At 66.6% G+C, this 17361-nt stretch carries 14 protein-coding genes and 1 pseudogene; 11 read left to right on the top strand and 4 right to left on the bottom strand.

Annotated features, from left to right (window positions below; genetic code table 11):
• Positions 1–21 precede the first annotated feature (21 nt).
• Both scpA and mutA read right to left on the bottom strand, forming a co-directional pair.
• A complete protein-coding gene (gene scpA / locus ACO6D6_RS06690; RefSeq protein ID WP_484784299.1) occupies positions 22–2214 on the bottom strand; it encodes a methylmalonyl-CoA mutase in 2193 nt (730 codons plus the stop codon).
• Positions 2215–2217: 3 nt separating this feature from the next.
• Positions 2218–4086: a methylmalonyl-CoA mutase small subunit gene (gene mutA / locus ACO6D6_RS06685; protein WP_484784297.1), complete on the bottom strand. Its 1869-nt coding sequence runs from the start codon at positions 4084–4086 to the stop codon at positions 2218–2220.
• 369 nt (positions 4087–4455) lie between these two features.
• On the opposite strand from mutA, the gene ACO6D6_RS06680 reads away from it, so the two are divergent.
• Positions 4456–4833 carry a DUF2218 domain-containing protein gene (locus tag ACO6D6_RS06680; protein ID WP_484784295.1) on the top strand — a complete coding sequence of 126 codons (378 nt, stop codon included), beginning with the start codon at positions 4456–4458 and terminating at the stop codon, positions 4831–4833.
• A 48-nt stretch (positions 4834–4881) separates the two neighbouring features.
• On the opposite strand, the gene ACO6D6_RS06675 is transcribed toward ACO6D6_RS06680, so the two are convergent.
• Positions 4882–5469 carry a histidine phosphatase family protein gene (locus tag ACO6D6_RS06675; protein ID WP_484784294.1) on the bottom strand — a complete coding sequence of 196 codons (588 nt, stop codon included), beginning with the start codon at positions 5467–5469 and terminating at the stop codon, positions 4882–4884.
• Between the two features lie 108 nt (positions 5470–5577).
• Between ACO6D6_RS06675 and hpt the strand changes: the two genes are divergently transcribed.
• The 10 genes and pseudogenes from hpt (at position 5578) to ACO6D6_RS06625 (ending at position 15944) form a co-directional block, all read left to right on the top strand.
• Positions 5578–6129: a hypoxanthine phosphoribosyltransferase gene (gene hpt, locus ACO6D6_RS06670; RefSeq protein ID WP_484784293.1), complete on the top strand. Its 552-nt coding sequence runs from the start codon at positions 5578–5580 to the stop codon at positions 6127–6129.
• A 134-nt stretch (positions 6130–6263) separates the two neighbouring features.
• Positions 6264–8331: pseudogene (gene ftsH / locus ACO6D6_RS06665) on the top strand (ATP-dependent zinc metalloprotease FtsH).
• On the top strand, positions 8267–8833 hold the full coding sequence (folE, locus tag ACO6D6_RS06660; protein WP_484784292.1) for a GTP cyclohydrolase I FolE: 567 nt from the start codon (positions 8267–8269) through the stop codon (positions 8831–8833). The pseudogene ftsH and the gene folE overlap by 65 nt, the downstream one beginning before the upstream one ends.
• 4 nt (positions 8834–8837) lie before the next feature.
• Positions 8838–9638, top strand: a complete 801-nt coding sequence (folP, locus tag ACO6D6_RS06655) for a dihydropteroate synthase (protein WP_484784291.1) — start codon at positions 8838–8840, stop codon at positions 9636–9638.
• A 73-nt stretch (positions 9639–9711) separates the two neighbouring features.
• Positions 9712–10080 (top strand): dihydroneopterin aldolase, encoded by a 369-nt coding sequence (gene folB, locus ACO6D6_RS06650; RefSeq protein WP_484784290.1) that lies wholly within the window; start codon positions 9712–9714, stop codon positions 10078–10080.
• Complete coding sequence (gene folK, locus ACO6D6_RS06645) at positions 10061–10624, top strand: 2-amino-4-hydroxy-6-hydroxymethyldihydropteridine diphosphokinase (RefSeq protein ID WP_484784288.1); 564 nt, start codon at positions 10061–10063, stop codon at positions 10622–10624. Before folB ends, folK begins: the two co-directional genes overlap by 20 nt.
• Positions 10621–11118, top strand: coding sequence for a DUF3180 domain-containing protein (locus ACO6D6_RS06640; RefSeq protein ID WP_484784287.1), 498 nt, complete (start codon positions 10621–10623; stop codon positions 11116–11118). The genes folK and ACO6D6_RS06640 overlap by 4 nt, the downstream gene beginning before the upstream one ends.
• 95 nt (positions 11119–11213) lie before the next feature.
• The gene (locus ACO6D6_RS06635) at positions 11214–11876 is read left to right on the top strand and encodes a hypothetical protein (RefSeq protein ID WP_484784286.1); all 663 of its coding nucleotides are present in this window, start codon (positions 11214–11216) and stop codon (positions 11874–11876) included.
• A gap of 377 nt (positions 11877–12253) precedes the next feature.
• Positions 12254–12577: a histone-like nucleoid-structuring protein Lsr2 gene (locus ACO6D6_RS06630; RefSeq protein WP_484784284.1), complete on the top strand. Its 324-nt coding sequence runs from the start codon at positions 12254–12256 to the stop codon at positions 12575–12577.
• 871 nt (positions 12578–13448) lie between these two features.
• Complete coding sequence (locus ACO6D6_RS06625; RefSeq protein WP_484784282.1) at positions 13449–15944, top strand: ATP-dependent Clp protease ATP-binding subunit; 2496 nt, start codon at positions 13449–13451, stop codon at positions 15942–15944.
• Positions 15945–16296: 352 nt separating this feature from the next.
• On the opposite strand, the gene disA is transcribed toward ACO6D6_RS06625, so the two are convergent.
• A complete protein-coding gene (disA, locus tag ACO6D6_RS06620) occupies positions 16297–17358 on the bottom strand; it encodes a DNA integrity scanning diadenylate cyclase DisA (RefSeq protein WP_484784280.1) in 1062 nt (353 codons plus the stop codon).
• Positions 17359–17361: the final 3 nt, after the last annotated feature.

Below are 17361 nucleotides of genomic sequence, written 5' to 3'. Positions count from 1 at the left end.
GCGGGCCGCTTGGTCACGGGGTCACTTGGCAGCGTGGAGACGCTTGTTCAGAACCTCGAGGAGGTCGATCGCGGCCTCCGGGATGTTGGTGCCCGGCGGGTAGATCGCGTCCGCGCCGTTCTCGCGGAGCTCCTGGAAGTCCTGGCTCGGGATCACACCGCCGACCACGACCATGATGTCCTGCCGGCCCAGCTTGTCCAGCTCCTTGCGCAGCTCGGGCACCAGGGTGAGGTGACCGGCCGCCAGGGAGGAGGCGCCCACGACGTGCACGTCGGACTCGACGGCCTGCCGTGCGGCCTCCTCGGGGGTCTGGAACAGGGGGCCGACATCGACGTCCATGCCGAGATCGGCGTAGGCCGTGGCGATGACCTTCTGGCCGCGGTCGTGACCGTCCTGGCCCATCTTCGCGATCAGGATACGGGGACGACGTCCCTCCTCCTGCTCGAACTCCTCGACGAGCTTGCGGGCCTTCGCCACCGCCTTGGACGAACCGGATTCCTTGTTGTACACACCGGAAATGGTACGGATCTGCGCGGTGTAGCGCCCGTAGACCTTCTCCAGCGCGTCGGAGATCTCGCCGACGGAGGCCTTCGCGCGGGCCGCGTCGATCGCGACCTTCAGCAGGTTGCGGTCCGGGTCCGTCGGATCCGGGTTCCCTGCCGCCCAGGTGACGCGCTCCAGCATCTGCTGGGTGACCTCCTCGTCACGTTCGGCGCGCAGCCGCTCCAGCTTCGCGATCTGCTGCTCACGGACCGCGCGGTTGTCGACCTTCAGCACCTCCAGCTCGTCCTCGTGGTCGAGGGTGAACTTGTTGACGCCGATCACGGGCTGGCGGCCCGAGTCGATGCGGGCCTGGGTGCGGGCCGCGGCCTCCTCGATGCGCATCTTCGGGATGCCCTGCTCGATGGCCTTGGCCATGCCGCCGGCCTGCTCGACCTCCTGGATGCGTTCCCAGCCCTTGCGGGCCAGCTGGTCGGTGAGCTTCTCCACGTACGCCGAACCGGCCCACGGGTCCACCGTCTGGCAGGTCTTCGATTCCTGCTGGATGAACAGCTGGGTGTTGCGGGCGATGCGGGCGGAGAAGTCCGTCGGCAACGCGATGGCCTCGTCGAGGGCGTTGGTGTGCAGCGACTGCGTGTGTCCCTGCGTGGCGCCCATGGCCTCGATGCAGGTGCGCACCACGTTGTTGTAGACGTCCTGCGCGGTCAGCGACCAGCCGGAGGTCTGCGAGTGCGTGCGCAGGCTCATCGACTTCGGGTTCTTCGGGTTGAAGCCGCGCACCAGACGCGCCCACAGCATGCGGGCGGCGCGCATCTTCGCGACCTCCATGAAGAAGTTCATGCCGATCGCCCAGAAGAACGACAGCCGCGGCGCGAAGGCGTCGACCGTCAGGCCCACCGACTCACCGGCGCGGATGTACTCCACACCGTCGGCCAGGGTGTAGGCCATCTCGATGTCGGCGGTCGCGCCGGCCTCCTGCATGTGGTAGCCGGAGATGGAGATGGAGTTGAACCGCGGCATGTTCGCGCTGGTGAAGGCGAAGATGTCGGCGATGATCTTCATCGACGGCTGCGGCGGGTAGATGTAGGTGTTGCGGACCATGAACTCCTTCAGAATGTCGTTCTGAATGGTTCCGGCCAGCTGCTCGGGTTTGACACCCTGCTCCTCGGCGGCGACGACGTAGAGCGCCAGCACCGGGAGCACCGCGCCGTTCATGGTCATCGACACCGACATCTGGTCCAGCGGGATGCCATCGAACAGCTGCCGCATGTCCAGGATGGAGTCGACGGCCACGCCGGCCATGCCGACGTCACCGGCCACGCGCGGGTGGTCGGAGTCGTAGCCGCGGTGGGTGGCCAGGTCGAAGGCGATCGACAGGCCCTTCTGGCCGGCCGCGAGGTTGCGGCGGTAGAAGGCGTTCGACTCCTCGGCGGTGGAGAACCCGGCGTACTGGCGGATCGTCCACGGCTGGTTCACATACATCGTCGCGTAGGGGCCGCGCAGGTAGGGCGCGATGCCGGGGCGGGTGGTGAGGAAGTCCAGGCCATCCAGGTCACCGCTGCCGAACAGCGGCGGCACCAGGATGTGCTCCGGGGTCTGCCAGCCGGCGGAGTGACCGACCTGGTGGAAGTGGTCGTCGAACTGCTTCTTGGCGTCGGTGGGGATGCCGTCGCCGTTCAGGTCGACCGAGCCGAAACGGGGAATCGTGGTCATTGCTCAGGCCTCCAGCTTGTCCAGGGTGGAGGTCAACAGCTCCACCACATTCATTCCGTCGAAGACGTTGCCGTCGATCACGGCGCTCACCTCGGCCTCGTCGCCGCCGAGTTCCTTCAGCTGCCCGGCGAGCCGCACCTCCTGGGCGCCTGCCTCCTTCAGGGCCTTCGCGACGGCGAGACCGTGGGCGGCGTAGACCTTCGCGCTGGAGCACAGGACCGCGATGTCGGTGCCCGCCTCCTGCATGGCCTTGACGAACACCTCCGGGTTGGTGCCCTCCGCGATCACGGTGTTGATGCCACCCACGTGATACAGGTTCGAGGTGAAGCCCTCGCGACCACCGAAGTCGCGCCGGGTGCCGAGGCAGGCCAGCAGCACGGTCGGGGTCTTCTCGGCGGCCTTGGAACGGTCCCGGAGGTCCTCGAAGACCTGGCTGTCGCGCACGAACGGGATGCCGCCGAGCTTCGGGGCCTTCGGACGCGGAGCGCGCACGAGGGCCTTCTCGAGGTGGTTCGGGAACATCGAGACGCCCGTCAGCGGCAGCTTGCGGGTGGCGAGCAGCTTGGCGCGGGCATCGTTGATCTCCTTGAGCTGGGCGGCCACGGTGCCATCGGCGATGGCGGCCGCCATGCCCTTCTCGTCGAGCTGGCCGAACAGTTCCCAGGCCTTCTCGCAGAGCTGCTTGGTCATGGACTCGACGAACCATGCGCCGCCGGCCGGGTCGTTGACGCGGCCGATGTTCGACTCCTCGGCCAGCACCACCTGGGTGTTGCGGGCGATGCGGCGGGTCAGGACGTCGGGAAGACCAATCACGGTGTCGAGCGGCAACACGGTGATGAACTCGGCCTGGCCGACGGCCGCCGCGAAGGCCGAGATGGTGCCGCGCAGCACGTTGACGTAGGCGTCGTCGCGGGTGATCTCGCGCAGCGACGTGACGGCGTGCTGCACCGCGCCGCGTTTCTCCGGGCTCACCCCGAGCACCTCGCCGACCCGGTTCCACAGGGTGCGCAGCGCGCGCAGCCGGGAGATGGTGACGAACTGGTTGGTGTTCGCGGAGACCCGGAACAGGACGCTGTCGAAGGCCTCATCGGCGCTCAGCCCGAGATCGGTGAGGGCGCGCACGTATTCGATGCCCGTGGCCAGCGCGTAGGCCAGCTGGGCGACGTCACCGGCGCCCATGGAATCGTAACGGGAGGCGTCCACGACGATGGGACGCACACCCGGGAACGGCTTTGCAAGCTCCACGGCCCTCGCGATCACCGAGAGGTCGGGGGTGGTTCCGTTGAGGGCGGCGAAACCGATCGGGTCGACGCCGAGGCTGCCGCGGATGTTCTCCTTGCCGGAGGCGGCGAAGGCCGCGGCCAGGGCCTCGGCGGCCGCCAGCTCATCGGTGTTGGAGGAAACATGTGTGGGGGCAAGGTCGAACAGGACATCGCTCAGGACCTCTGCCAGTTTGTCGGCGGGTACCGCGTCGGGGTCCACACGTACCCAGACCGCGGATGTGCCGCGCTCCAGGTCGGTGTCGACGGCCTTGCGGGCCTCGGCCGGGTCGGGTTCCTCAATGAGCTGAGCACTGAACCAGCCCTCATCCATCTCTCCTGCGCGGACCGTGGTGCCGCGCGTGAATGGGGCCACTCCGGGGAAACCAAGCTCCTTGACGCCATCGTCAATGGTGTACAGCGGCTTGACCTCAAGCCCGTCGACGGTGTGGCTCGTCAGGCGCTTGTATGCCTGCTCAATGTTGAGTTCCTTGCCTTCCGGGCGCTTCCGGTTGAGTACCTTCAGCACCTCTTTTTCCCAGTCTGCGAGGCTGGGAGTGGCGAAGTCAGCGGCGAGACTGATCTCGGCCGCGCTCGTTGCTTCTGTGCTCATCGCTCTCCGTCCAAATTCTTCCGGCAAACCATTGCGGGGATATGGCTGCCTGGTTTCGAGACTGCTAGTCCTCGACATCCCAACCCTAGCCCAGCCCGGTTGAAGGACAGACTTCGGGGGCGGGTTCTTTTCGGGGAAAAGGTGCCTGCCGGGCCGGGAGCGGGCGTATTGGTCCTACCAACGACCGGCTAGGGGCCGGGTCCCGGAACGGAAGCCGTGCCCGGTTCGGGCGTCGGGTGCGAGACCTCCGGGACCGGCGGCGCGCCAACGGCCACCGGTTCCGGCGCCACCGGGAGTTTCTCGTCGATGCGCCGGCCACATCCCGAGCCGTGACCACCACCCTTCGGGCGGATGGGTGAGGATGGGCTCATGAGCACTTCTGAAACGCGCGCCTTCCCCCGCACCTCGACCGCGAGGGTGGCCACGGACCGCCCCGCCCGCTACGGCAAACAGCTGGCCAGCCACATGGGTCGCAAGATCACCACCGCCTGGGACGAGGACAGCGGGACCGGCTCCCTGGAGTTCAACCGCGAGGGCCCCACCACCGGGGTCGTCGAGCTCTCCTGCGACGGTGAGGTCCTGGTGCTGCGGCTGTCCGCGGCCGACGAGCACCTTGAACGGCTGGAGGAGGTCGCGGGCATTCACCTGGCCCGGTTCGGCGCCAAACAGGGCATGGTGGTCCGTTGGGAACGTGGGGACGGGACTCCGGGCACCACCCAGGGTCCCGTGACACCCGGGGAGCGCTGATCCGCCTGGCGTCGCACCGGGTTGACCCCCGCCGGGGTTCACCCGGGTTCAGGCCACGGCATCGCCCCAGCGTTCGATGCTCCAGCCATCCCGGCAGGAACCGTTGATCACGATCCACTGGGTGTTGCTCAGTGGCGGCGCCTTCTTCAGACCGAAACCGGGGTCCTGGGCCAGGGTCCACACCCGCAGCGCCGCCCCGTGGCTGATGATCGCCGCGCAGCTGTGGCCGGCTGATTCCACGCGGGAGATGGCCGAGGTGAAACGGGACATGAACTGCCGTGCCGTCTCGCCGCCCTCGAGGCAGGAGTCCATGTTCTCGGAGGACCAGGTTTGCAACTCCGCAATGTAGGCCCGCCAGTCGTGGTTGAGTTCCTCCACACCCGCCGAGATCTCCTGCACCCCGTCGAGGACCTGTACCTCGAGTCCCAGCGATTCGGCGAGGGGAGCGGCCGTCTGCTGTGCGCGTGTCAACGGGGATGCGTAGACTGCCTCGATCGGTTCGTCGGCGAGTTTCCCCGGCAGCGAGGCGGCCTGGGTCAGGCCGTGATTGGTCAATCGGTAGCCCGGGTAGGCGGTGTCCAATCGGTGATCGACGTTCGCCTGGGTTTCGCCGTGACGGATCAGGAGGAGTCGCATGACATGATCGTAGGCGGGAGGGGGCACCGCCCGGCGTGTCGTGCCCGAGTCGCCGACTCACCGGCCAAGAAAGTGGCAGCAGGGAGCGAAGGCCCTAGGGTGACGAGAGTGGATGCAGCCGATGTGATCTCCGACCTTTCCGAAGTTCTCTACACCAGCGACCAGATCGCGGCGCGCGTCGCCGAGCTCGCCGCCCGGATCGACGCCGACTACGAAGGTCGGGAGCTCCTGATCGTGGGGGTGCTCAACGGGGCGATCATGGTGGTCTCCGACCTGCAGCGCGCCATGAAGAGCCACGTCGAGATGGACTGGATGGCCGTCTCCTCCTACGGATCCGGAACCCAGTCCAGCGGCGTGGTGCGCATCCTGAAGGACCTCGGCGTCGACATCGAGGGACGTCACGTCCTGGTTGTCGAGGACATCATCGACACCGGCCTGACGCTGAGCTACCTGATCTCGAACCTGACCAGCCGCAGGCCCGCCAGCCTCGAGATCATGACGATGTTCCGCAAACCCGGGGCGGTCCGGATGGATGTGCCCGTCAAGTACGTCGGTTTCGACATTCCCAACGAGTTCGTCGTCGGCTACGGCCTCGACTACGCCGGTCGCTACCGCAACCTCCGTGATCTGGCCGTCCTGGCCCCCCAGGTCTACTCCTGAGATCCCTGAGGGTTCCGGGCCCGCGACGATCCGTGCGCGCCCGATGCGATGTTCTGTGCCTCTTGGTGAGCGCTGGTAGCCTTCCAGTGCTTACGTACATCTTCTTCTAGGGAACCCCGCCGTTGCAGAAAATCATGAAGAACCCGATGAGTTGGGTCACCTGGGTCGTCATCATCATCCTTCTCGGGACGCTGATCATGCAGCTGATCTCCGGCTTGGTCGGTTTCCGGGAAGTCCCGATGAACCAGATCATGAGCGTCCTGCAGAGTGAGGAGAAGCTCAAGGAGGTCGTCGTCATCGACGGCGACCAGGTGATCCAGATCACCACTGAGGCCGGTCAGCGCATCCAGTCCAGCTGGGTGGGGCGTCAGGTGGACGGCTTCGTGGAGATCCTCCAGCAGCGTTCCGCCGCCGGGACGCTCGATCACTGGATCACCCGTCACCCCACTCCCAACCTGCTCACCTCCCTGATCTACACGGGCCTGCCCTTCCTGCTGCTCGTCATCGGTTTCTTCGTGGTGATGCGGATGGTCAACGGCGGCGGTTCGGGCAGTCCGCTCAGCTTCGGCAAGTCGAAGGCGAAACTCGCCAGCAAGGACATGCCGAAGACCACCTTCGCCGACGTCGCGGGCGTCGACGAGGCCGTCGAGGAGCTGCAGGAGATCAAGGAGTTCCTCGCCGAACCCGCGAAGTTCCAGAAACTCGGCGCCAAGATCCCCAAGGGCGTGCTGCTCTACGGCCCGCCCGGGACCGGCAAGACCCTCCTGGCGCGCGCCGTCGCGGGGGAGGCCGGGGTGCCGTTCTTCTCCATCTCCGGCTCCGATTTCGTCGAGATGTTCGTCGGTGTCGGTGCCAGCCGGGTCCGTGACCTGTTCGAGCAGGCCAAGGAGGCCGCACCCGCCATCGTGTTCATCGACGAGATCGACGCCGTCGGCCGCCACCGCGGCGCCGGGATGGGCGGCGGCCACGACGAACGCGAACAGACCCTCAACCAGCTGCTGGTCGAGATGGACGGTTTCGACGTGCGCGGCGGCGTGATCCTGATCGCCGCGACGAACCGCCCCGACGTGCTCGACCCGGCGCTGTTGCGCCCGGGCCGTTTCGACCGGCAGATCTCCGTGGAGGCCCCGGACCTGATCGGTCGTTCCCACATCCTCCAGGTGCACGCCGTCGGCAAACCCCTCGCCAAGGACATCGACCTCGAATCCGTGGCCAGGCGCACCCCCGGTTTCTCCGGTGCCGACCTGGCCAACGTCCTCAACGAGGCCGCCCTCCTCGCGGCGCGCATGAACCTGAACGAGATCGGGCAGGCGCAGCTCGACGAGGCCATCGACCGGGTGATCGCGGGACCGCAGAAACGCACCCGCCTGATGAACGACCGCGAACGCCTCATCACCGCCTATCACGAGGGTGGGCACGCCCTCGTGGCGGCCGCGATGCCCGGCAACGATCCCGTCCAGAAGGTCACGATCCTGCCGCGCGGCCGCGCGCTCGGCTACACGATGGTGATGCCCGACGACGACAAGTACTCGCACACCCGCGGTGAGCTGCTGGACCAGATGGCCTACATGATGGGCGGCCGGGCCGCGGAGGAGATGATCTTCCACGACCCCACCACCGGCGCCCAGAACGACATCGAGAAGGCCACGAAGGTGGCGCGGGCCATGGTCACCCAGTACGGCATGAGCGAACGCGTCGGTGCCGTCCAGCTCGGCGGCGGCGACTCCGAACCGTTCATGGGGATGCGTGGGGCGCAACCGTCGAAGGACTTCTCGGAGGCCTCCGCGGCGATCATCGACGAGGAGGTGGCCAAGCTCATCAACGCCGCCCACCAGGAGGCCTACGACGTGCTGGTCGAGAACCGCGAGGTGCTCGACGAACTGGTCCGGCAGCTGTTCGCGAAGGAGACCCTCAACAAGGCCGAGGTCGCGGAGGTGTTCAAGGACCTCAAACGCCGCGACAAACGGCCTGCCTGGACCGGCTCCGAGCTGCGCATCCCCTCCACCATTCCGCCCGTCGAGGTGCCGATGTCCCCCAGCCCGTCCAGCCAGGAAACCCCACCCAGGCAGATCGCGTCCCGCCCGCTCCCGGACGGGGCCCCCGACCGCTGGGCGCCGCCCGCCCCCGAGGACCGGCGGTGAGTCACGTCGACCAGCCCCGGATCGAGGCGGCGGTCCGCGAGATCCTCCTCGCGGTTGGTGAGGACCCGGATCGCGACGGGCTGTCCGAAACCCCGGGTCGCGTGGCCCGCTCCTACCAGGAGTTGTTCTCCGGGCTGGCGCAGGATCCCGCCGAGTTGCTGTCGACCACCTTCGACATCGACCACGAGGAGCTCGTGCTCGTCCGCGACATCGAGCTGACGAGCTGCTGCGAGCACCACCTGCTGCCCTTCTTCGGGGTGGCACACGTCGGCTACATCCCCGGCGGGGGAAGGGTGACGGGACTGTCGAAACTGGCTCGGCTGGTCGACATCTACGCCCGCCGCCCGCAGGTGCAGGAACGCCTCACCACGCAGGTCGCCGACGCGCTCGTCACCCACCTGGGCGCGCAGGGCGTGATCGTCGTGATCGAGGCCGAACACACGTGCATGACGATGCGGGGGGTGCGCAAACCGGGCAGCAGAACCATCACCAGCGCCGTGCGAGGGCAGCTGCGCAACGCCGCCACCCGCGCCGAGGCCATGAGCCTGATCATGGCGAGGTGACCTCATGACCATCGTGATGGGCGTGCTCAACGTCACCCCCGATTCGTTCTCCGACGGCGGGCGGCACGACGACGCCGAGGCCGCCGTCGCCCACGGCAGGCTCCTGGCTTCCCAGGGCGCGGGGATCATCGATGTCGGTGGTGAATCCACCCGTCCCGGGGCCGCGCGGGTCCCCGAGGCGGAGGAGATGGCGCGTGTGCTCCCGGTGGTCGCGGCCCTGGCTGCTCACGGGATCACCTGCTCCGTGGACACCATGCGTGCCTCCGTCGCCCGGGCCGCGGTCGCGGCTGGAGCCCGGATCGTCAACGACGTCTCCGGTGGGCTCGCCGACCCCGGCATGCTGGATGCGGTCGCGGACCTCGGCGTCGACTACGTCGCCATGCACTGGCGCGGCCACTCCGATGTCATGCAGCAGCACACCGGCTACAGCGATGTCGTCGCCGACGTGGCCGCGGAGCTGGCCACCCGCCGCGACGCCGCCCTTGCTGCGGGCATCGCGGCCGAACGTATCATCCTCGACCCGGGGATCGGGTTCGCCAAGACCTCCGAACAGAACTGGCTGCTGCTGCGCGGCCTGGATGCCCTCCAGGCCATGGGGCATCGGTTGCTGGTCGGGGTCAGCCGCAAACGTTTCCTGGGTGAGCTGCTGGACGGCAGGCCCGCCACGGATCGCGACGCCGCCACCGCCGCCGTCACCACCTGGTGCGCCGCGCACGGGATCTGGGCGGTTCGCACCCACGAGGTGCCCGCGCAGCGCGACGCGGCACAGGTGGGGCGGCGGCTCGGAGCCCTGACGGTGGGCTGAGCGGCTCCTGCCGGAGCGGCGTTTCCGGGACCCGGTATTCTCGGCTCAATGCGACCCGTGAGGAGGTGAGGGAATGGATTCCATCAACATCACAGGCCTGACCGCGACCGGTTTCCACGGGGTGTTTCCCGAGGAACGGCTCAACGGCCAACGCTTCGTCGTCGATGTCGAGCTCGGGCTGCACGTGGAGACCCGATCCGACGAACTGTCGGACACGGTCGATTACGCCGGGATCGCCGACCTGATCCGCGCCGAGATCGAGGGCGAACCCTGCCGGCTCATCGAAACCCTCGCGGGGAGAATCGCCGACCGGTGTCTGTCCAATTCGCTGGTCCAGCAGGTTCGTGTGACGGTGCACAAACCGCAGGCCCCCGTCCCTCATGAATTGTCAGATCTGTCAGTCACCATCACCAGGAGCAGCCATGAGCAACGGTCCCTTTGACATCGATGTTGACACCTTGGGAAACATGCGTCCCATCTCCAAGGTGGTTTTCTCCTTCGGGTCCAATCAGGGGGACTCGCCCACCATCCTCGCCCAAGCCGTCGAGGTGCTCGCGGAAACCCCCGGCCTGATCATCGTGGACGTCTCCCCCGTCTACCAGACGCCCTTCCAAGGGGAAGGGCCGGAGCAGGACGACTACCTGAACCTCGTGGTGGTCGCGGAATCCACCCTCGAACCGATGACCCTGCTGGACCGGGCCTTCGCCATCGAGGAGAGTTTCGGCCGGGAACGCACGGTCCCCAACGGACCACGGACCCTGGACATCGACATCATCATGGTCGGCAAACGGGTCAGCGAGGAGGACATAGAACTGCCCCATCCGCGGGCCCACGAAAGGGCCTTCGTGCTGGTTCCGTGGTGCGACATCGACCCGATGGGAGAAATCGTGGGGGTCGGCCCCATCACGGAACTCGTCAAACAGGTTGACAGGACCGGCGTCATCAGGCGCGACGACATCGTCATAGCGAACCCCGGCCGACGTTGAACCGAAAGCCGGAACTGACCCCCACCACGGTGCGCCAGGTCGTGGTCGCGACCCTGGCGGGGGGCGCCGTCGGGTGGATGATCCTGAGCATCTTCGACCTTCTGAACGCCTTCCCGCCCGTGGCGCCGTGGAGCCTGTCGGTGCTCCTGGTGCTGTTGGGGGTCGCGGCCATCATCTACGCCCGCACCCTCCCGAAACGGCTGGAGCAGCGTCGCGTCCCCGCGCTGGAGGCGGTGCGGGCGATGGTGATGGCGAAGTCGCTGATCGCCACCGGGGCCCTGCTCGCAGGGGGACATGCGGTCTACGTGGGGCGCTGGGTGGCCTCAATGGCTGCTGAACTGCCCGCCACCCGGGTCTGGCACGGCCTGGTGGCCATAGCCGCCGCGGTGTTCTGCGCGTGGGGCGGCTGGGTGCTGGAACGCGCCTGCATGATCGACGGTGACGGCAATGACGCCGAATCCGGGGAGGATCAAGAGGCCTCCGAGGCCGCCTGAGGAAACAGCCGGACCCAGCGCATGTCCAATGTCCAAAACTTGGTTTTCGGCGTTTCGCTTCAAAAATGCCCGTTCGGCTGGTTTAATCTGTCGACATGTCAGGTCGTCACGTTGCGAAGTCATCTTCCGAGCGCTCCATCGCCATTGGCATCCTCTCCGTGGGGTCGCTGGTGGTCCTCGGATCGCTGTTTGTCGACAGCATCTGGGTTGTTCGCGTCGGTGCCGTCATAGCCCTGCTGATGGCGGTCGCCGCAGTCTCCGTGGCTTGGATGGAGTTGAAGCGCGAGCGAGCGGAACACCGCGAGGAGATCAAGCGCCAAGTGGCCATCCGTGTCGAGCAGGCCGAGCGGCATCACGCTGAATCCGTGGCGATGATTGATCGTTTCAACGAGCGCGCGCAGAACCTCAAGTCGATGATCGCCAAGCTGCGCCGCCAGCTGGGTGCCGCCAACTCGGAGCTCAGCACCATGCGCGGCAACTCCGCCTGGCTGCGTGGTGAGGTCGCCGAGAGGCAGTCCCGCATTGATGCCCTTGAGGCGAAGATCGCCGAGCTGGAGGAGCGTCTCATCGCGGAGGAAGAGGCCCGCCAGGAGATCGAGGAATCCAGCAACATCGTTGAGCTGCCCCGCTACGCCAAGGGTGAGGAAGCCATCGAGCTGTGGATCAGCGATGACGAACACCCCACCATGGTGGATCTCGGCAAGCTCAACATGGCCCACTACGATGAACCCCTCCTGCCCGTCCGCAAGGAGGCCTGACCGGCCCCGAAGGGGCAGGAACCCGACCGCTTCTGCACACGGATCCCCGACCGCGTGGCCCGGAAGGCCACCGGCCGGGGATCCGTTTTTTGTGCTCCGCGGGCTTCTTGCGCCGTGAAAAAGTCATCCGGAGTGAATGGCTTTGTCATCCGAACGGCCAATATTTCTGGTTGGCCGAAAGGCCGGCAAGCTCGTGTGGGAAGGACGTTCAGGCCCTAAAGATCAAGGTTTCATGCACGGTGAGTGGTATTCCCGGAGGGGGCATCGCATTGATCACGGTTCATAATCTGTTTCAAGGTACTTGAAAATGATGTATTGTTGCCTCTGTCCCGAGCAAGCAAAGAGCTTGTGCAAGTTTTAGATGAACAGGAGTTCCCATGGCTCGTGAGGTCCAGATCTTCCTCAAGGATGATATCGACGGTTCTGTCGCGGACCGCAATGTCACTTTCGCTCTCGATGGCGTCGAGTACGAAATCGACCTGAGCGAGGCCAACATCACCAAGCTGGTTCAGGCCCTCGAGCCCTGGACCGGCGCTGCCCGCCGTGTGCGCAAGAGTTCCAAGCGCAGCACCCAGCGGCGTTCCCACGAAGGGCCTTCCACCAACGACGTTCGCAACTGGGCTCGTGCGCAGGGCCACGAGGTCAGCGACCGTGGCCGCATCCCCAGCGCCATCATGGCTGCCTACGAGGCGGCCCACTGAAACTGAGCAATCGACCCTACCGGGGGAAACGGGCCGAGAAGACAACTGCCACATCAGTTGAGCGAACCCTGTAAGGGGGCGGGAGCACTTGCTCCCGCCCCTTGGGTGTTGTTTTGGGTCTTTCTTCAACGGCTCGCTTTGGGGAAGCCCGGGACGTAACGGAACCGTTGCCTTTGGGGTGACGGAATTTCCGGAAGACGCAGGAAGGCGTGGCGGCCGCGGGGTCGGGTTTGGGCTTTCGGTGGATTCGGGTGTACGGGGCGGATGTTTCCCCGGGGCCAGCGGGAAGCCGGCCGTTGCGTCGGGGCTTTCGGTGGTTCCCGCGATCCGCTCTGGGGAATCGGTGTCGTCCGTGGACTGGAGGGGCACACCTTCCGGGAGATCGGCGGGCCTGTTCGGATCCAGGGAATCGTTCCCGAGCCAGACGATGGTGTTGTCGCCGAATACCGAATCGAGTTTGTGCTCGCTCACCTAACCCGCGACGAGGCAGGCGTTGTTGATGGTCGTTGCGGCGGTTTGCGGCGGATCGGCCAAACCGGAAACGGCCGGGTCCGCGGGTTTCCTGATTTTTCCCATTCCGCAGCGGCGTGGCGCCTCCCGGGTTTGGCTGCGCATCCCCGGTGTTGCGGTCGTTCCCGGGAACCGAAACCAGTGCGGCACTTGACGAATGGCGCCTGGCCGGTGACGGGAAGGCCGGTTTCGTCGCGGTCCGGTGACCGGTGGCGCGGGGAATGGGGCCCGCCAACCGCGTCCCCTGCGTGCCCGATGACCACGCCGCTGGCTGGGTGTCTGCGGATCCTTGCGCGAGCCTCTAAGCTGGTATGAGCGGAGCCGGCGCAATGCCGTCGCGCACCGCAGGAGGAGATAAAGAATGTTCGAACGCTTCACTGATCGCGCCCGCCGGGTCATCGTGTTGGCGCAGGATGAGGCCAAGCTGTTAAACCACAACTACATCGGCACGGAGCACCTGCTTCTCGGTCTGATTCACGAGGGCGAGGGCGTGGCCGCCAAGGCGCTGGAACAAATGGGAATCTCCCTGCAGGCGGCCCGTGAGCAGGTGGTCGAGATCATGGGCCAGGGGCAGCAGGTGCCATCCGGGCACATCCCCTTCTCGCCGCGCGCCAAGCGCGTGCTGGAGCTTTCGCTGCGCGAGGCCCTGCAGATGAACCACAACTACATCGGCACCGAGCACATCCTGCTCGGGCTGGTGCGGGAGGGTGAGGGAGTGGCCGCCCAGGTGCTTCTGAAGCTCGGGGCCGATCTCGGCCGGGTGCGTTCCACCGTCATCCAGCTGCTGGCCGGCTACCAGGGCAAGGAGGCGTCCATGGCGGGCGCCCCGGAGGCCGGGCCGGAGAAGTCCAGTTCGCAGGTGCTCGACCAGTTCGGGCGCAACCTCACCCAGGCGGCACGCGAGAACCGGCTCGACCCGGTGATCGGCCGTGTCAGCGAGATCGAGCGCGTCATGACGGTGCTCAGCCGCCGCACCAAGAACAACCCGGTGCTGATCGGTGAACCGGGCGTCGGCAAGACCGCCGTCGTCGAGGGCCTCAGCCAGGCCATCGTCCGCGGCGACGTGCCCGAGACCCTGCGCGACAAGCAGATCTACACCCTGGACCTGGGTGCCCTGGTGGCTGGTTCGCGTTACCGCGGCGATTTCGAGGAACGCCTGAAGAAGGTGCTCAAGGAGATCAAGACCCGCGGCGACATCATGCTGTTCATCGACGAGATCCACACCCTCGTCGGTGCCGGTGCCGCGGAGGGGGCCATCGACGCCGCCAGCATCCTCAAACCCATGCTGGCCCGCGGTGAACTCCAGACCATCGGCGCCACCACCCTCGACGAGTACCGCAAACACATCGAGAAGGACGCCGCCCTGGAGCGCCGGTTCCAGCCGATCCAGGTGGCCGAGCCATCCGTCGCGCTGACCATCGACATCCTGAAGGGGCTGCGGGACCGCTACGAGGCCCACCACCGCATCACCATCACCGACGAGGCCCTCACGGCCGCGGCGACGATGGCGGACCGCTACGTCCAGGATCGGTTCCTGCCGGACAAGGCCATCGACCTGATCGACGAGGCCGGTGCGCGGCTGCGCATCCAGCGGATGACCGCGCCTCCGGACCTGCGCGAGTTCGACGAGCAGATCGCGAAGCTGAAGATGGAGAAGGACGCCGCCATCGATGCGCAGGACTTCGAGACCGCCGCCCGGCTGCGTGACGACGTCACCCGCATCCAGGCGCAGCGCGCGGAGAAGGAGGAGGCCTGGAAGCAGGGCGACTCCGACATTCCCGCGGTGGTGGGCGAGGAGGAGATCGCCGTCGTGCTGTCCAGCAGCACCGGAATTCCGGTGTTCAAGCTGACGGAGGAGGAGTCGGCGCGGCTGCTGCGCATGGAGCAGGAGATCGGGAAGCGTTACATCGGGCAGGAGGACGCCGTCAAGGCCCTCGCCCGTTCGATCCGCCGCACCCGTGCCGGTCTGAAGGACCCGAAGCGTCCCTCCGGTTCCTTCATCTTCGCCGGCCCCTCGGGCGTCGGGAAGACGGAACTCACCAAGGCGCTCACCGAGTTCCTGTTCGGCGACGAGGACGCGCTCATCACCCTCGACATGAGCGAATACTCCGAGAAGCACACCGCGTCCAGGATGTTCGGGTCCCCGCCCGGTTACGTCGGCTACGAGGAGGGCGGTCAGCTCACCGAGAAGGTGCGTCGCAAGCCGTTCTCGGTGGTGCTGTTCGACGAGATCGAGAAGGCCCACCCCGACATCTTCAACTCGCTGCTGCAGATCCTCGACGAGGGGCGTCTCACCGACGCCCAGGGTCGCGTGGTGGACTTCAAGAACACCGTCATCGTGATGACCACCAACCTCGGTTCCCGCGACATCAGCAAGGGTGTCAACCTCGGATTCTCGCGGGCCGGGGACGAGGCCTCCAGCTACGAGAAGATGAAGGCGAAGGTCTCCGACGAACTCAAGCAGCATTTCCGTCCTGAGTTCCTGAACCGTGTCGACGAGATCGTCGTGTTCCACCAGCTCACGCAGTCCAACATCGAACGGATCGTGGACCTGATGGTGGCGCAGATCGAATCCCGCTTGGCGGACCGGGACATGGGCATCGAACTGACCCCGGCCGCGAAGACCCTCATCGCCAAGCGCGGTTTCGACCCGGTGCTCGGGGCGCGCCCCCTGCGCCGCGCCCTGCAGCGTGACATCGAGGACGTGCTCGCCGAGAAGATCCTCTTCGGAGACCTGGCCGCAGGGCAGATCGTCCATGTGGACGTCGCCGAGGAGGGTGCGGAACTGCCGTTCAAGTTCACGGGAATCTCCAAGACCCCGCCGGCTCTCCCCGCGGAAACCGGTCCCGCCGAATGACCCGCTGAACCACGAGGGGCCCCGACCACAAGGTCGGGGCCCTTGTTGTCGCGCCGAGCTGGTTGAACCGGTCGCGACGAAACCTCTCCGTCCCGAAGTTGGTTGAGTCGGGCGGTGCTGAAGGAGCGGCCCGTGTCGAAACCATCGTTCGCATGTCCGGGGTCTCGTGGTCGGGTTCTGGTTACCGGGTTTCGGGTGGTTTCGATGTGGACTGCTCGCCCAGGGAGTCGCGGTCCGGCTCAACCGGCTTGGAAGAGTGGAAGTTGGTTGAGCCGACCTGCTCGCTCTGCGAGCTGGTCGTGTCGAAACCATGGTGACCGCTGCGTCCGGGGTGGGTGTCCGGCGGAATCTCTCAGACGGGGGTCTGGGGGCGGGTGTAGGCGGCTTCGGTGATGCGCAGCAGGGCGTCGCGGATCAGGCGGGCCCGCGCCGACCCGATCCCCTCGAGCTGCTGGAGTTCCGAGACGGAGACGCTGAACAGTTCCTGCAGCGAGAACCGGTTGATGAGTTTCGTCGTCATCCCCTCCGACAGGCGACCCACCGAGATCAGCAGACGCGTGCCGCGGGTGTGGATCGGGGTCTCCAGGTAGGGGGATTCGCCGAAGCCGATGCGTTCCGCGACGAGCTGGGAGCTCAGCAGTTCCTCAGCGGAGAAGTTGTGCAGCGGCTCCAGGGTGAAGAGGGCCGGGTCGGTGAGATTGTGGGCGTAGTCGGTTCTCAGCTGCTCGTCGAGACCGGTGAACTCACCCACCAGCTCCGCGTGCTGCAGCGCTATGAGACGGCCCTCGACACCGAGGGTGTCGATGTGGAACTGGGCCTCCGCGGACAGGCGCCGGGTCATCTCGAAGCGCTGGGCGACGAGCACCAGGTCGCGGATGGTGACCTGCTCGCCGACCTCCAGGGCGTTGAACTGGTGGAGGATGTCACCCAGGCGGTCGACGAAACGGGCGAGGGTGGCCAAGGTCTGGTTGGCGCGGCTGATCATCTGCCCGGAGGTCTCCACCACGTGCCGGTCCCCGTCCATGAACAGTGAGATCGTGGACATCGACGCCGACACCGTCACCACGGGAACCCCGGAGGCCTGCGCGGTGCGGTCGGCGGAGCGGTGCCGGGTGCCGGTCTCGGCGGTCGGCAGGTTACCCGCGGGGACGAGATGGACACCTGCTGCAATGATGCGGCTGAGGTCGTTGGACAGGATGATGGCGCCGTCGAGTTTTGCCAGTTCCCGCAGGGCCTGGGGGGTGAACTCGACGTCGAGCCGGAAACCGCCGGTGGAGACCTGCTGCACCTTCGCGTTGTTCCCCAGCACGACCAGCGCACCTGTGCGGCCGTGCAGGATACGGTCCAGCCCGGCGCGCAGCGGAGTGCCGGGCGCGAGGCGTCGTTGGTACTGGCGTAGCCGATCCCGCTTCATTTT

The organism is Arachnia sp. (genome assembly GCF_057238465.1).
The sequence above is the reverse complement of the archived record's forward strand: the minus strand, read 5'-3'. Positions and strand labels throughout refer to the sequence as shown.

Bases quoted from the DNA above. Each gene is read 5' to 3' on its own strand.
- folP (WP_484784291.1), top strand. From the start codon at position 8,838: ATGACCATCGTGATGGGCGTGCTCAACGTCACCCCCGATTCGTTCTCC.
- mutA (WP_484784297.1), bottom strand. From the start codon at position 4,086: ATGAGCACAGAAGCAACGAGCGCGGCCGAGATCAGTCTCGCCGCTGAC.
- disA (WP_484784280.1), bottom strand. From the start codon at position 17,358: ATGAAGCGGGATCGGCTACGCCAGTACCAACGACGCCTCGCGCCCGGC.
- ACO6D6_RS06675 (WP_484784294.1), bottom strand. From the start codon at position 5,469: ATGCGACTCCTCCTGATCCGTCACGGCGAAACCCAGGCGAACGTCGAT.
- folK (WP_484784288.1), top strand. From the start codon at position 10,061: ATGAGCAACGGTCCCTTTGACATCGATGTTGACACCTTGGGAAACATG.
- ACO6D6_RS06625 (WP_484784282.1), top strand. From the start codon at position 13,449: ATGTTCGAACGCTTCACTGATCGCGCCCGCCGGGTCATCGTGTTGGCG.
- ACO6D6_RS06635 (WP_484784286.1), top strand. From the start codon at position 11,214: ATGTCAGGTCGTCACGTTGCGAAGTCATCTTCCGAGCGCTCCATCGCC.
- folB (WP_484784290.1), top strand. From the start codon at position 9,712: ATGGATTCCATCAACATCACAGGCCTGACCGCGACCGGTTTCCACGGG.
- scpA (WP_484784299.1), bottom strand. From the start codon at position 2,214: ATGACCACGATTCCCCGTTTCGGCTCGGTCGACCTGAACGGCGACGGC.
- ACO6D6_RS06630 (WP_484784284.1), top strand. From the start codon at position 12,254: ATGGCTCGTGAGGTCCAGATCTTCCTCAAGGATGATATCGACGGTTCT.
- ACO6D6_RS06680 (WP_484784295.1), top strand. From the start codon at position 4,456: ATGAGCACTTCTGAAACGCGCGCCTTCCCCCGCACCTCGACCGCGAGG.